Here is a 14,614-nt window from a genome sequence, read left to right as displayed (position 1 = left end):
TAAATTGCGCTTCTTTTTGTTTATTTTATAGTTGATACGTTCAAGAAATGTCGAAAATTTGGTCAAAAGAAGAAACGCTCTGGAGTTTTGCGTTATATGGAACTGCGGTGGGCGCAGGGACCCTGTTTCTCCCCATCCAGCTTGGCTCCGCGGGCGCGATTGTCTTGTTTGTCACAGCCCTGGTCGCCTGGCCGCTCACCTACTGGCCGCATAAAGCCTTATGTCAGTTCATTCTCTCGTCTAAAACCTCCGCGGGAGAAGGGATCACCGGCGCGGTTACGCACTATTACGGTAAGAAGATCGGCAGCCTCATCACCACGCTGTACTTTGTTGCTTTTTTTGTTGTGGTGCTGATTTATGCCGTCGCCATAACCAACTCCCTGACGGAGCAGTTAGCCCGGTATCTTGAGATTAACCTGAGCATCCGCATGGCGGTCAGCCTCGGCGTGGTGTTAATCCTGAACCTGATTTTCCTGATGGGCCGTCATGCCACCATTCGTGTGATGGGCTTTCTGGTGTTCCCTCTGATCGCCTACTTCTTATTTCTCTCGCTGTATCTGACCGGCAGTTGGCAACCTTCGTTGCTCACGGAACAAATGACGTTCGATCAGCACACCCTTCATCAGGTATGGATATCGATTCCGGTGATGGTTTTTGCTTTTAGCCATACGCCTATTATCTCCACGTTTGCCATCGACAGGCGTGAGAAATATGGCGAGCAGGCCATGGGTAAATGCAAAAAAATCATGAAGGTAGCCTATCTGATCATCTGCTTAAGCGTGCTGTTCTTCGTCTTTAGCTGCCTGTTATCGATTCCACCTTCGTACATTGAAGCCGCTAAAAATGAAGGCGTCACCATTCTCTCGGCCTTATCCATGATGCCTGCCGCCCCGGCGTGGCTCTCGATTTCGGGTATCATCGTCGCCGTTGTGGCGATGTCGAAATCCTTTCTCGGCACCTACTTTGGCGTCATCGAAGGGGCTACCGAGGTGGTCAAAACCGGCCTGCAACAGGTTGGGGTGAAGAAAAGTCGGGCCTTTAACCGTGCTCTGTCCATCATGCTGGTGTCAGCTATTACCTTTATTGTCTGCTGCATCAACCCGAATGCGATCTCAATGATTTACGCCATCAGCGGACCGCTCATCGCCATGATTTTGTTCATTATGCCGACCCTGTCGACATATCTGATCCCGGCGTTAAAACCGCATCGCTCACCTGGTAATCTGATCACCCTGATTGTCGGCCTGCTTTGCGTGTCCGTGATGTTCCTCGCCTAATACTGAAGTAAACGGCTCGTCCGGGCCGTTTACTCACTACTGCGGCATAGCAGCGAGGGAGCGCCAACCGTGGTAAAGGCCCACCCTTCCCGATAACGTTTTATCAATAGCGAGAAAGAAGCGTGCTCTGAGAGATAGATCGTGGGCAGCGACCGGTATCCTTTTTGCGCCTCTAAATTATCACTCGGAAACCGCACGAGATTATTGGATCGAATAATATAGTTGTCCCGCACCGTATAATAAGTGAAATAGATAATCCGGCTAATTTTATAATTATTCGCTTCCGGCGTATGCAAATCACCGGTGATGGTCACTATCCCCTGATTATTATGCATCTGGTAGGCAACGTCTCCCCGGAACTCCTCATCATTAACTTCCCATACCACTCGCCCCCGGCAATCAATTCCACTTTTTCCCTTATGCGAATACCAGTAACCTGCGCCTGACAATATCACTACTACAGCCAGTAAAATGAATACTACTATTTTAATTTTTATCATTAATTGAGTACCATGTCGTACATTTTGTCTGAGGATATTCCCTTACATCAAACTGACAGGCAACTGCCGCAATATTTTTCGCGCTATTCATTCCCGAGAGATACACATATTTGTGACTCTGGCAGATATCCGGATGCCTCGTCAGAAAAGTTGCATAGCGAGTATTTAGTGTACTATTGCCTTTCAGTAACAGGGTACAGGATGAAAAGGAGGTAGTATCAATAATGGTATAGGTAGAAAACAGCGATTCAGCCGTCGGATATAACAGGCCAAAAGAAAGGCCGACACCGACCAGCAATACCGACAGTAAAATGACCCCCATCATTAGCGTTTCTCTTGAAGCCCGCATTTTGGACTGAGTCGCCTTCAGCACAGGCGGTGTAGGCTCCTCCTCACCGATCTCGCACTCCTCCACATAATCAACCGATTCCGTCTCCGTACGTTCAATTTCCGCTGTCATCATCATACCGCGACGGGCAATGGTTTTAATCAGATCGCGCGGCAACCCGACTTCGGTTAACGCATTTCTGAGTATGAGCACCGTCTGATATAACGTATTGACTGAAGTGATAGTGTTTTTATCCCCCCAGCCCACCTCTACGAGCTGAGTTTGCGGAATAACAACCCCACAATGAGTAAGGAGATATAAAAGTATGAAACTCGCAGGGTTTTGAAGAATGACTGTTTTTTGCGTATTTTTATTCGTCAGCGTTCTGTCACCCGGGTGAAAATCAACCAGGTTATTAATTGTGTATAATGTTGTGTGTGTGTACTTCTCAGGCACTGTGTGCATTCTCGCATTTACATGATGAATCTCATGCTACAAAAATCTTATACAGAGATCACCAAATATATAATAGATATGTCAGTATGATCATAGCTCAAAAATAAAAATTCTTATAAATCAATACACTTCTATCTGAAAAAGATCATCTATTCTTAATTAAGACCATTTTAGATGCGTTATCACTCAGCACACATTATTATTGTTTCACGTTTAAAAAACGGACAAACAGATAAATAGTATTACTTAATAAAAGACAAGGCATTGTTACAATTGTTTCAGACAATTTAACATAAGATCAACTTTTTGCTATTAATGCCATTTAGCGATAAATTTTAAACATTTTTGCAATATAGATTTTCCTGGTGGTTGTTACAAAATTCCTGGAGGCGTTTTTTCATACTTTGCCTGCCGGACAACGACCCCGATAGAAACCTGAATTGATACAGAGATAATAGCCTAAAAAAAAATGCGATTAGGAATAATAGCAATAACTAAATTTTAGGATTTCCTCACTATCAAAGTTGCATTTTGTAGAGTATTGACATGTTTTAAAACGGATGAAATTATGAAATCATCTACGGATAGGGAGGCTCTCAATATGGGGCTGGACGTTAAATTAAAGAATTTGACATGCAGCAGTTGTACCTTGCATTGTAAAATAATGCCCGAAAAATCACCCCGCTTACAGTATTGTGCCAATGCTTGTTTTTGCATGTGGCCAGAAGAAAGCATTTATTTTAATAAAGGGGTAATTGAAGGGATTCTAAATAATAATCACAACGCCAGGCTTAGTGGCTATATTTTTGTGGATTTTTCTATCAGCTTTTTACGCCTGTTTCTGGATATAGAGTGGATAGAATATCTCGCAAGTACACGCATGGGCATTATTCTGATAAGCGATCGTAACATGCAGTCGCTCGCCAACTACTGGCGTAAAAAGCATCCTGCGATTTCCGCCATCATTTACCACGATGACGGACTGGATGTTGCCAATGAGAAGATCAGGCAGGTGTTCATCGGGCGGCATTTGTCGTTCACCAAAGGGAATACGTTGACGCAGATGGAGTTCACCATCCTGGGCCATATGGTTGCAGGCAGTAATCCGCACCAGATCGCTCAACTGTTGGGTATGGATATCCGCAGCGTCTACGCCTACAAGCAAAGAATTGAGAAAAGAATGGGTGGACGAATCAATTCGTTGTTTATTCACTCGCATCCGGTCTCTGGCGATAAGTCATCTTATCCGCTGTTGCTGAAAGAAACGGATGGTACAGCAGTGCATTTGCATAGACGCAGATGAGTCCGACAACAGGGAACGAAATGGACAAGGTATATAAAGTGGGATACTACGAAGAAGAAACGCGCGTGCTGAGTGCGGTATTGCTATCGCTCTTCACGGCACGTAAAGAGATAGCCTTCGGAGAGCTGGAGCACTCTCTGCAAAAGCTCGCTTTTCCACCTGCCGTGCGCAGGTTATGTGAAGAAGCGTTGCAAAGTCATAGCGAAGACGAAACCGATCAAACGAATGCCCGGGCGGTCTGCTGCCTGCTGCATGCGCTGGAATCCATTAGTGGCTATAAGCACGTTGAGCGCTATATTGCCCAGCGGAATCAGGCGGTAGTGTATTGCTAAGACACAGAGTCGGGACTGCGTTCCCGGCTATTTTATATAGGAGTCCAGAACCTTCAGAACCACGTCCAGATCTTCTTCCCGCTTCTCTTCATCGCCCTGATGAACGATATGTTCGGTCAGATGCCCTTTAATCACTTCCCGCATTAATCCATTCACTGCCCCGCGTATCGCAGCGATCTGTTGCAGGACTGCGGCACACTCATGAGGTTCGTCGAGCATTTTCTTCAGCGCAACGACCTGCCCCTGAATTTTGCTGGTTCGGGCTTTAAGTTTCTGTTTATCCCGGATGGTATGTGACATCGCAACACCTCATTAACATAAATCTTTTTGGATTATAGCATTACGCTACTACTGGGGGGTAGTATTTGGTACTGGGGGGGAGTAGAATCCGACAAAACAGGCAACTAAGAATCATTATCATGGGTGAATTTTCAACACTTCTTCAGCAAGGTAACGCGTGGTTTTTCATTCCCAGCGCAATTCTTCTCGGTGTGCTGCATGGACTGGAACCCGGACACTCGAAAACGATGATGGCGGCATTCATCATCGCCATTAAAGGGACGATCAAGCAGGCGGTGATGCTGGGACTCGCGGCAACGCTATCCCATACCGCCGTGGTCTGGCTGATCGCACTCGGTGGCATGTATATCAGTCAGGCATTTACCGCAGAGTCCGTGGAACCCTGGCTGCAACTCATTTCCGCGTTCATTATTCTGGGCACTGCGTCATGGATGTTCTGGCGGACGTGGCAGGGGGAGCGAAACTGGCTCACCGGGATGCAGCATGATGAGCACGACCATCAACATGATCATCATGACCACCACGAACACCATGATCATGCGCATCACGATCACGAGCACGAGCATCATCACGACCACGGTAATCTGGCAGGACTGGCGGAGGGATCGAAAGCCTGGCAGGACGCCCATGAACGCGCACATGCCAGTGATATTCAGCGTCGTTTTCACGGCAAAGAGGTGACCAATGGGCAAATCTTGCTGTTCGGTCTGACAGGCGGACTGATCCCCTGCCCGGCGGCGATTACCGTATTGCTGATTTGCATCCAGTTGAAAGCTTTTACGCTCGGCGCAACGATGGTGCTCTGCTTTAGCCTGGGACTGGCTATTACGCTGGTGACCGTCGGCGTCGGTGCTGCGGTTAGCGTTCATCAGGTTGCCAAACGCTGGAGTGGATTCAACGCACTGGCAAGAAAAGCCCCCTATTTTTCCAGTCTGTTGATCGGTCTGGTCGGATTGTATATGGGCATTCATGGCTATATGGGAATTGTTCACGCCTCCTGAAAATACGTTTCTGACGCACAGCGCCTGTCGCTGTGCGCACTCTTCTTTCCAGAAAACCCCATCCACTTCGTTGCGAAGGCAATGATTTGCTGGCTCCCAAAAGTCGACTGCTCTCCCGGAACACATAATGCTGTTCAAAAAACCACCACAACTTATCCCTTTCAAGGTCTACTCTCGCGCTTTTTTGTTATAAACATGGCAAAAATGACGCAACATCAATTGCAGAGGAAAATTTTTTTTCCCGTTTTTTGATGTCAAACAGCCTGTAATTACTGGAACCCTTAATGATTAGCTTCCAAAAGAGGCGGAATAATTACATAAAATTCTTATCCCGGCATGTCATCATAAAAATGATTAGCATGGCTAACTGTTCAGTTTTACTTAAGCATAAAATGTGAATTTTCTTAATCAGGTAATCAATTAAATAGAAATATGCTTTGCGGCCGATGAAACACTTCAATATTAATCATCTAATAATATAAAATTCCTAAAAAAGCTACTACCGATCTATTTCCAAAATTCAATAGGCCCAATCTATCACACGCAATCTATCTGTTCGTTTTAAACGATTTTCCTCTCCAGGAACATTCCGGCTAATATCCACACAGACAAATAAATTTATTCATCCGGGTGAAGTTAAGCTCGCTGCGAAATTACAATCATTGCCGTTAAAATATTTCTGGCGCAGGAAATAATTTACCTTTAAGAAAATTACCAATAATTTCACTTTTTCCTTATTCCCGCACAGAGCCATCGCGATAAATGTCCCTGCGCATGGAAGATCCCTGAATCACAGGGTAAATCAATACGACTGATAAAAAATGGAGTTTATATTATGACCTTAAATCGTGCCTTCCTTTCGGCGCTGATGGCTTCTGCGCTCTTTTCCACGAATGCACTGGCCTCTGACAATACCATTACGTTTATGGGCGAAGTGAGTGACGAGACTTGCTCAATATCGGTAAATGGCTCTGATGCCTCTCCGGTGGTATTGCTGCCGACCGTGACTGCCACCGATCTGAATGCCAATCAGGTGGCTGGCGCGACGACATTTGATGTGGGTGTGAGCAACTGTACCGGCTCGCCTTCTGGCGTGCAGATCTCGACGGTCTTCGTTGGCAACAACATCAGTTCTGCCACCGGAAACCTGGGCAGCACGGGTTCTGCGACAGATGTGGAGATCCAAATTCTCGACACCAGCGGTGACGAAATTGATTTCCGCAGTGCCTTCACCGGCACTGGAGACCTCTCTCTCGACGCGAATAAGACCTCGGCGAGCGCGACCTATAAAGCCCAGTATTACAGCGGTGGTTCTGCCACTACCGGTACGGTGCTGGCCTCACTGCAATACGCCGTTTCTTATCAGTAAGAGTAGTTCTGGCGGGAATGTACTCCCGCCATTCACATTCAGGGAAAATACTATGCGAACCTCTCACCGCTATCGTCCGTTTATTTCAGGCTGCCTGTTTCTTTTTTTCGCTACCTGCTGTAGCCAGGTGCATGCCAGTATTACGATGACAGGAACGCGTATTATTTATAATGGTGCGGCGAAATCTACCGATGTGCACCTGAAAAATAAAGATGCCATTCCCTATGTTGTCCAGAGCTGGTTCGATAACGGCAATATGGCCGATGGCCCGGATAAATCGGCGCAGGTTCCGTTTATTGCCACGCCTCCGGCATTTCGTATTCAGCCTGGAGAAGGACAAGTTATTCGTATTATTTACACCCAGGGGAAAGCGTTACCGCAGGACAGGGAATCACTGGTTTATTTTAATTTCATGCAGATCCCCCCCGCCAATGCCGGACAATCAGCAAGCCAAACCGAAAAACAAAACAGTCTGCTGATTATGTTGCGCAATCGGGTCAAACTTTTTTATCGCCCGGCAGGACTGGTCGGCGATCCGCAAAAAATGCTGGAGAATCTGCAGGTCAAACGGATTAGCGGAAATAAAGAACTGGCGATAAGTATTAAGAACAATCAACCTTATTTCGTCACGGTCGCAGCCCTGCAACCGGGCGGTTCATCGCAAATCCAGCACCCCAAAAATGACATGATTTCGCCCTTTGCCAGCGAAACGTTTCACTTTCCGCGAGCCGCTGACGCGCAGCGCGTACGCATTACCTTGATCAACGATCAGGGAGCACGCATCAGTGCCGACTATCCGCTATAACGTTGTCGCCCCTCTGATCGGCCTGGCATTCGTTCCGGCGACGGCGTGTGCGGAATATTACTTTGACCCGGCGCTTTTGCAGGGTTCCGACGTTGGCAAGTCACTGGATTTGGGTCGCTTTAATCAGCAGGATGACGCGCTTGCGCCAGGCGACTATGTGCTCGACGTCTATCTCAACAACCAGTTGATTCGTCACCAGGCGTCGATCTCGCTGGTCAAACCGGAAGGCGACAAGGCGCAGGTTCAGCCCTGCCTGTCACCTGAACTGATTATCGCCAGCGCCATTCGTACAAAGCAAAATACAACACCGGATGTTTGCCTGCCGATTGACAGTCTGGGTCAGAAAATCAACTGGGAAGTGGACTTAAGCACGTTACGCCTGAACATGGTCATTCCGCAGGCGGGGCTGTTACATTCGCCGAGAGGATTCATCCCGGTCTCCGAATGGGATGCCGGTGAAACCGCGCTGTTTCTGCGCCACAACACCAACTTTTACCACACCGAAAACACCGACAACCCTCTGCGCTATGACTATCTGTGGAGCAACATCAACGGGGGGCTCAACCTTGGCCTCTGGCAGGTTCGTCATCAGGGTAACCTGCGCTATGCCGATGATAAACAGACGGGGGGGCACTACAAATACAATGCGGTCGCCACCTCGGTACAGCGGCCTTTACCACCGTTGAACAGTATCATTGCCTTCGGGGATAACTACACTAACAGTAGTCTGTTTGGCAGTCTGTCATTCAACGGTGTGAAGCTCAGTACCGATCAGCGCATGTGGCCGCAGGGCAAACGGGGCTATGCCCCGGAAGTACGCGGCGTCGCCACGACAACATCCCATGTGGTTGTGCGTCAGCAGGGAAAAGTTATCTACGAGACCACCGTCGCGCCCGGAGCCTTCGTGATTAACGATCTGTACAACACTCGCGGTCAGGGCGATTTGACGGTCGATGTGGTTGACGCCAACGGACAGATATCGCGCTTTACCGTCCCCTACTCCGCCGTACCGGACTCGATTCGTCCCGGCAACTGGAACTACGAACTGGCGATGGGCTATGTTCGTCAATACTACAGCGTGGAAAATAAGTTTATAGAAGGCGTGTTGCAGCGTGGGATGAGCAACGTGCTGACGGCCAATATGGGGACGCGACTGGCGGATAATTATCAGGCCATTCTCGCCGGCGGCGTGCTGGCGACCTCCGTTGGCGCATTCGGTCTGAACACGGTTTTTTCCAACGCCCGTGTGGAAAATGACGAGAAGCAACAGGGCTGGCGCGTCGAGGCGAGTTACAGTAAAACCTTCACCACGGGCACCAACCTGGTCCTCGCGGCATATCGCTATTCCACCAGCGGCTATCGTGATTTGCAGGACGTGCTCGGCGTGCGTCGCCAGGAAAAAAACGGTACCACCTACTATTCCGACACGCTCAATCAGCGGAACAACTTCTCGGCGACCCTCAGCCAGCCGATGGGCAACTGGGGCATGCTGAGCTTTACCGGCAGCACGTCGGATTACTACAACAACGCCTCACGTATCACTCAACTACAGCTCGGTTACAGCAATAGCTGGCGGGATATCAGCATCAATGTCAGCGCCGCGCGTCAGCGTAGTACTTATTCCAGTCGCTACTTCAGCAGCGTCAACGATCGCGATTTCGATAATGATAACCAGCGTAAATACACTGAAAACACCGTGTCGCTGGGGATTTCGATTCCGTTCGACTTTGGCTCCAGCCGTTCGCAGATCAATCTGGACATGAACCGCAGCCGCGACAGCCGGACGGCAACGGTCGGGATGAGCGGGACGACGGGCGAGAAAAGTACGACCTCGTGGGCGCTCTACAGCGGCATTGAACACAACAATGAGAGCGGCGATAGTTCAACCTGGGGCGGCAACATTGAACAGCGTACCTCCGTCGGCGCCTTCCGCGCCTGGGCCTCCCGGGGCGACAGTTATCAGCAGTACGGGCTGGGGATGTCCAGTACGCTGGTCGCCCATCGCGGCGGAATTACCGCCGGCCCGTATACCAGCGACACCTTCGCACTGGTGGAAGCCCCCGGCGCGCGCGGCGCGGTGATACGTAATGGTCAGGGTGCAACGGTAGACCGTTTCGGCTACGCGATCCTCCCTTCCCTAACGCCCTATCGCTATAACACCATCAGCCTCGACAGCCAGAATATGGCCGATGACGTCGAACTTCAGGGCGGCAGCAAGCGCCTTGTTCCCTATGCGGGTGCCATTTCCCGTGTGACGTTTAAGACGACTCGCGGCAAAGCGACATTGATCAATACCACCCTACCCGACGGCAGCCTGCCCCCGATGGGCGCGGACGTCACGGACAGCAACGGTGACGCCATTGGCATCATGGGCCAGGGCGGACAAATCTACGCCCGAATCGCCGCGCAGTCCGGCGTACTGTTCGTTAAGTGGGGCAAGAATGCCGCGCAACAATGCCAGGTCTGGTATCAATTGCCGACGACGAGCGACACGCCGTTGTATCAACTCACGCTACCTTGTCGCCAGGAATAATGACGCATGAAATTTTCCTCTTTACTTCCGCTGCTACTGATCGGTGTCGTACTGACACCGCCCGCATGGTCTGCCTGTAAAAGGGTGACCTCAGCCAACGACCTGTCGCAGATGGCGAAAGACGCTGGCTACATCGGCGCCAGTTGGGGGGGCGTTGGCGATAGCGAAGTAAAAGGCAAACTGGGATTGCCCGGTGTCATCACCTTAAGCAGCGGTACCGGCTTTCAGAGTGAAGGCACGCTGCTCGCCAGCTCAACGGCCAGCTTTGTGCCTAATGGTCGCACCCAGGGCGTCAACGCCAACCAGATCTATTTCCGTTGCGATGTCGCAGAAATCGGCAAGGTGTATGAGTATTACGCCACCAACGGCGATGATGCCTGGGGCGGCAGAGAAGCGGTTGCGGGGATTGAAGGCGCTTACTACACCTACGTCAAAAACGTGGCTCTCAGACTGACGAACCTGAAAACCGGGCAATACTACTCGCGCTACTGGAAAACACGCCTCATCCCTGAAAGTGAGATGTTTAATGACGGCACCTATATATACATTCCTGGCAGCGCCTTCAGCGATGTTTTCGTTGAGCTTTTTCGCGTTGATGATGCGTCGAAAGGGGCGAACGGTTCAAATCGCTATGGCTATACCTACGCGGGGCCGGCAGGTTATATCGCCTTTCACGGCGGCGGCATGAGTTCCGGGCTGTTTGACGGCGCTGACAGCAGAACCAACTACGACGGCTGGGGTGCCATGCAGTGGCCCGGTGGCTGGACGCTCACCAGTCAGAGTTACTTTGTGCGTGGTGCCGCCTGTCGGATCGACGACTATCCCGCTATCGTCCGCCTGCCGCCTATCAGCGTTGGAGAACTGAGCGGCGGCGGCACGGCGCAGACGCCCTTTAACATTACCGTCGAATGCGAAACCGGTGCGATTTCCAGTACCGCGGTCTCAACAACCAGCAAAGCGAATGTGGCGATGGGGTTTCTGGTGAATAACCCGACGGCGGCGAATGCGGCAAACCAGTTGGGGCTCAAGACCGGATCGGGAGCCTGGACCTGGCTGCTCGATAACCATTACGGTGCCAGCGGCGTGGCGTCCGGCGTGGGCATTCGTATTTACAGCGAAAAACTGGGCGGGAGCGCCATCAACCTTCTGCCGAATCTGACGGCGACCGCAACGGGCAACGCCGGAGGATGGTATGGCTATGCCGATTTAACCAGTAAAACCTCAAGCGGTTCGACCGAATTTTACAACGGTGAATTCACCGCCTCGCTGGAAGCAATTCCTGGCGAAGCCATTACAGCAGGATCGGTTTATGCACAACTTCAGGTGGTGGTTAGCTTTCAGTAGCGCGTTGCTGCTGAACGTTCTGCCGTTCTCCACCCACGCGGTGGTGAATAGCGAAGTGACCCGGGTGATTTTTAACGCCGGTGACAAAAGCACGTCGCTGGCGCTGGTCAATTCTCCGCAGCAGCCGGCACTGGTTCAGATCTGGACCGATACGGGTAACCCGTCGAGCCAGCCCAACGAGGTGGTCACGCCCGTCATCGCGCTACCGCCAGTATTTAAAATGCAGCCCGGTGAGTTGCGCAGCATTACGCTGCAACTGACCGACACTTCCGCCCTGCCGCGCGATCGTGAAGCGCTTTACTGGCTGAATGTGTATCAGATCCCGCCCATGACGCAGGCCGATGCGCAGGTGGCACAAAAAGTGGTACTGCCGTTACGCATCCGTATGAAGCTGTTTATCCGCCCACAGGGCATTGGTGCGCTTCAGGAAAGCGACGCAGAGAAGCTGCGCGTGGCGTATGTCGGGTCGCAGAATCAGTTGCAGATAACCAACCCTACCCCGTGGCATATCACATTGGCCGGGATTCGCTGCGAAGCCGGCAGCGCAAGCGGCATCATGATTGCACCGCTTGCTACCGTGTCGGTCCCGCTCCAGGGAGGAGGAGCGCCGTGTACGTCAGTTCGCTATGACGCGATCAACGATCACGGCACTGCCTGGCACTACGAGAAACCCGTCTCCCGGCAACCGTAGCGGGCTCTCCCCTCGTTTAGCGGGCGACGCTTCCCCACACCAGTTGCCCCTTATGGAATGTGGCGCTTCGCGGTGAAATACGGGCGACCGCCTCGGCAGAACAGGAAGCGTCCACCAGCACAAAGCTGGCGTCATCCTGCGCTTTCGGCCAGACTCGCTCACCTTTCTCATTCAGCGGCAGCACATTACCCGTTGCAAGGAACAGCGCGCGGGAAAGGCTTTGTTCATTGGGGCGGATATAGAGCTGCGCGTAAAGGTTCGCCTTCTCCAGCATGTCGCCCAGACCGTAGGGCGACCAGTGATCGATCACGCTGTCCGTGCCGGTCATTACCGTTACGCCTTTATCGTGTAACTGCTTCAGCGGCATATGCAGCGTGCCAATTGGCACCGTTGAGGCGATGGATATTTGCTGTGCCGCCATGCGGGTGGCAATCTCATCAACCTGCTGCTCGTTCATCGTCGCCAGCGCAAAAGCGTGGCTGATGGTCAGTTTGCCCTTCAGTTGCGGTGTTTTCTCAACCGTTTCAACCATATACTTCACCGCCGCGACGCCCGCCGGGCTGGTCTCATGCAGATGGATGTCCACGCCCTTGTTATAATCGAGGGCAATCTGGAACATAGTATCGAGAGATTTTTCCATCGCGCCGTCGACGTTAGTCGGATCCAGCCCGCCGACATAGTGCGCGCCGGCCTGCATCGCGTCACGCATCAGCGGCTCTGATTTCGATAACAACAGGCCGTGCTGTGGGAACGCCACGATCTCACAATCGAAACCCGCTTTACGCCGAGCCAGTACCGCCTGCAAGTCCTCGAGGTTTTTGAGGCCAGAGACCGGTTCGATATTGCAGTGGCTGCGCGCCACGGTGGTTCCTTTTGACTGCAGCAGGTCGATCAACTTTTCGGCATGTTGCTGAGTATAGGGCTGCAGTTCTGGCAACAGTTTTTGCTCAAGTTTGATCATGTCCTGAATGGTGGTGCCTGCCGGACGGTTCAGTGAGCGCCACGGCCCACCGTAGAAGGTTTTGTCGAGATGGATGTGCATGTCGCGCGTGGACGGCAGCATCAGCTTGCCGCCCGCATCGTAATGCGGCAGCGCGGCGTCCGGATGGCTTTTGTTATCGCGTAGCGCAACAATTTTACCCGCCTGAATCTCCACGGTTTGCAGCGCCGTACGCGTGTGAACCGCGACTGCGCCCTCATAGTCAAAGCCCGTCTCCAGCAGGACGTTGTCGAGATAGTAATGGAGGTCGGTAATCTGCATAGTGCCCTTAACGTCACAGGTTGTTGCACCCGAGGTTGCCGCATACGCGACCGGTGCGCCAGCACTCAATAGCGCAGCGGCAGTGACCATCTTCCCGCTCTGGCTCAAAAATTCACGACGGCTTTTGTTTTCCTTCATCGTTGCTTCCTGTTATGAATGGACAATGTGGGTGCCCGTCTCGCCGCGAATGGCCGCAGGCAAGCACTCAGGCGTAGTGATGATGACGCGTTTACCGCCGTGCCGGAGGAAAGCCAGGCTGGCGACAATTTTTGGCAGCATACTGCCCGGTGGGAAGTGACCTTCCTGCATATAACGGGTCATAGTGGGGATGTCGACCCAGTCCAGCGCCTGCTGTTCGGGTTTGCCGAAGTGAATGCACACTTTTTCAACACCGGTGGTGATCACCAGGATGTCCGCATGGATCTCCCGCGCCAACAGCGCGGTAGAGAGATCTTTATCGATAACCGCATCGACGCTTTGATAATCCCCCTGCTCGCCACGCACCACCGGGATGCCGCCACCGCCCGCGCCAATAACCACAAAGCCCTTCTGAGTCAGTGCCTTAATCGCTTCCGACTCAACAATGCGCTTCGGCTCAGGTGACGCGACAACCCGACGGTAGCCGCGTCCGGAATCGTCCACAAACTGCCAGTCGGGGTTGACCCGCTGTAATTCATCGCGCTGGGCTTCGCTAAAGAACGCGCCGATGGGCTTGGTGGGATGGGTGAATCCCGGATCGTTTTTATCCACCTCAACCTGGGTGACGACAGTGACGGCTTTCTGCTCGCCGCGCTTCGCCAGCCGGTTATTCAGCGCCTGCTGAATCAGATAGCCAATCCCACCCTGAGTATCGGCGACACAATTTGCCAGCGGCGTCAGCGGCAGCCCTTCACGCTCATGAGCGATCTCCGCGCGGCGCAAATCCAGTCCAACCTGCGGACCGTTGCCGTGGGTCAGAACAATATTGTAGTCCGATGCCAGCATCTCCAGTACGGTATCGGCGACGGCTTTCACCGCCTCGGCCTGATGTTCAACCGACTGGCTGGCGTTATCTTTGATAATGCTGTTGCCACCAATGGCAACGACCACAAGTTCTTTCATCGTGTAGGTTTCC

General features: G+C 51.8%; 14 protein-coding genes. 9 read left to right on the top strand and 5 right to left on the bottom strand.

What is annotated here, in order from left to right; translation table 11 throughout:
• Nucleotides 1-47 precede the first annotated feature (47 nt).
• The gene (locus I6L53_RS04280) at nt 48-1,277 is read left to right on the top strand and encodes an amino acid permease (protein WP_042322381.1); all 1,230 of its coding nucleotides are present in this window, start codon (nt 48-50) and stop codon (nt 1,275-1,277) included.
• A 29-nt stretch (nt 1,278-1,306) separates the two neighbouring features.
• Here I6L53_RS04280 and I6L53_RS04275 read toward each other — a convergent pair whose 3' ends face one another.
• Together I6L53_RS04275 and I6L53_RS04270 are read right to left on the bottom strand one after the other, a co-directional pair.
• On the bottom strand, nt 1,307-1,777 hold the full coding sequence (locus tag I6L53_RS04275) for a hypothetical protein (protein WP_042322378.1): 471 nt from the start codon (nt 1,775-1,777) through the stop codon (nt 1,307-1,309).
• Nucleotides 1,764-2,561 (bottom strand): winged helix-turn-helix domain-containing protein, encoded by a 798-nt coding sequence (locus I6L53_RS04270; protein ID WP_167382399.1) that lies wholly within the window; start codon nt 2,559-2,561, stop codon nt 1,764-1,766. Before I6L53_RS04270 ends, I6L53_RS04275 begins: the two co-directional genes overlap by 14 nt.
• Before the next feature lie 601 nt (nt 2,562-3,162).
• Between I6L53_RS04270 and I6L53_RS04265 the strand changes: the two genes are divergently transcribed.
• On the top strand, nt 3,163-3,864 hold the full coding sequence (locus I6L53_RS04265) for a helix-turn-helix transcriptional regulator (RefSeq protein WP_042322754.1): 702 nt from the start codon (nt 3,163-3,165) through the stop codon (nt 3,862-3,864).
• Nucleotides 3,865-3,884: 20 nt separating this feature from the next.
• Nucleotides 3,885-4,196, top strand: coding sequence for a hypothetical protein (locus I6L53_RS04260; RefSeq protein ID WP_042322373.1), 312 nt, complete (start codon nt 3,885-3,887; stop codon nt 4,194-4,196).
• Between the two features lie 27 nt (nt 4,197-4,223).
• Here I6L53_RS04260 and rcnR read toward each other — a convergent pair whose 3' ends face one another.
• Nucleotides 4,224-4,496, bottom strand: coding sequence for a Ni(II)/Co(II)-binding transcriptional repressor RcnR (gene rcnR, locus I6L53_RS04255; protein ID WP_042322371.1), 273 nt, complete (start codon nt 4,494-4,496; stop codon nt 4,224-4,226).
• A gap of 119 nt (nt 4,497-4,615) precedes the next feature.
• Here rcnR and I6L53_RS04250 point away from each other — a divergent pair, with 119 nt between their 5' ends.
• The 6 genes from I6L53_RS04250 (at nt 4,616) to I6L53_RS04225 (ending at nt 12,239) form a co-directional block, all read left to right on the top strand.
• Nucleotides 4,616-5,497: a nickel/cobalt efflux protein RcnA gene (locus tag I6L53_RS04250; protein ID WP_042322368.1), complete on the top strand. Its 882-nt coding sequence runs from the start codon at nt 4,616-4,618 to the stop codon at nt 5,495-5,497.
• 835 nt (nt 5,498-6,332) lie between these two features.
• Entirely contained in the window at nt 6,333-6,866 is a 534-nt protein-coding gene (locus tag I6L53_RS04245) for a fimbrial protein (protein ID WP_042322367.1), read from the top strand.
• A gap of 52 nt (nt 6,867-6,918) precedes the next feature.
• Nucleotides 6,919-7,671 (top strand): fimbria/pilus periplasmic chaperone, encoded by a 753-nt coding sequence (locus I6L53_RS04240; RefSeq protein ID WP_042322365.1) that lies wholly within the window; start codon nt 6,919-6,921, stop codon nt 7,669-7,671.
• Entirely contained in the window at nt 7,652-10,204 is a 2,553-nt protein-coding gene (locus I6L53_RS04235) for a fimbrial outer membrane usher protein (protein ID WP_042322363.1), read from the top strand. The genes I6L53_RS04240 and I6L53_RS04235 overlap by 20 nt, the downstream gene beginning before the upstream one ends.
• 6 nt (nt 10,205-10,210) lie before the next feature.
• Nucleotides 10,211-11,548, top strand: coding sequence for a fimbrial usher protein StbD (stbD, locus tag I6L53_RS04230; protein ID WP_042322360.1), 1,338 nt, complete (start codon nt 10,211-10,213; stop codon nt 11,546-11,548).
• Nucleotides 11,514-12,239, top strand: coding sequence for a fimbria/pilus periplasmic chaperone (locus I6L53_RS04225; RefSeq protein ID WP_042322357.1), 726 nt, complete (start codon nt 11,514-11,516; stop codon nt 12,237-12,239). Before stbD ends, I6L53_RS04225 begins: the two co-directional genes overlap by 35 nt.
• 16 nt (nt 12,240-12,255) lie before the next feature.
• Here I6L53_RS04225 and I6L53_RS04220 read toward each other — a convergent pair whose 3' ends face one another.
• Together I6L53_RS04220 and I6L53_RS04215 are read right to left on the bottom strand one after the other, a co-directional pair.
• On the bottom strand, nt 12,256-13,638 hold the full coding sequence (locus I6L53_RS04220) for an amidohydrolase family protein (protein ID WP_042322354.1): 1,383 nt from the start codon (nt 13,636-13,638) through the stop codon (nt 12,256-12,258).
• Nucleotides 13,639-13,650: 12 nt separating this feature from the next.
• Nucleotides 13,651-14,601, bottom strand: a complete 951-nt coding sequence (locus I6L53_RS04215) for a carbamate kinase family protein (protein ID WP_042322352.1) — start codon at nt 14,599-14,601, stop codon at nt 13,651-13,653.
• Nucleotides 14,602-14,614 lie beyond the last annotated feature (13 nt).

It is taken from the genome of Citrobacter farmeri (genome assembly GCF_019048065.1).
Taxonomy (GTDB): domain Bacteria; phylum Pseudomonadota; class Gammaproteobacteria; order Enterobacterales; family Enterobacteriaceae; genus Citrobacter_A; species Citrobacter_A farmeri.
This window is presented reverse-complemented; position numbering and strand designations above follow the sequence as displayed.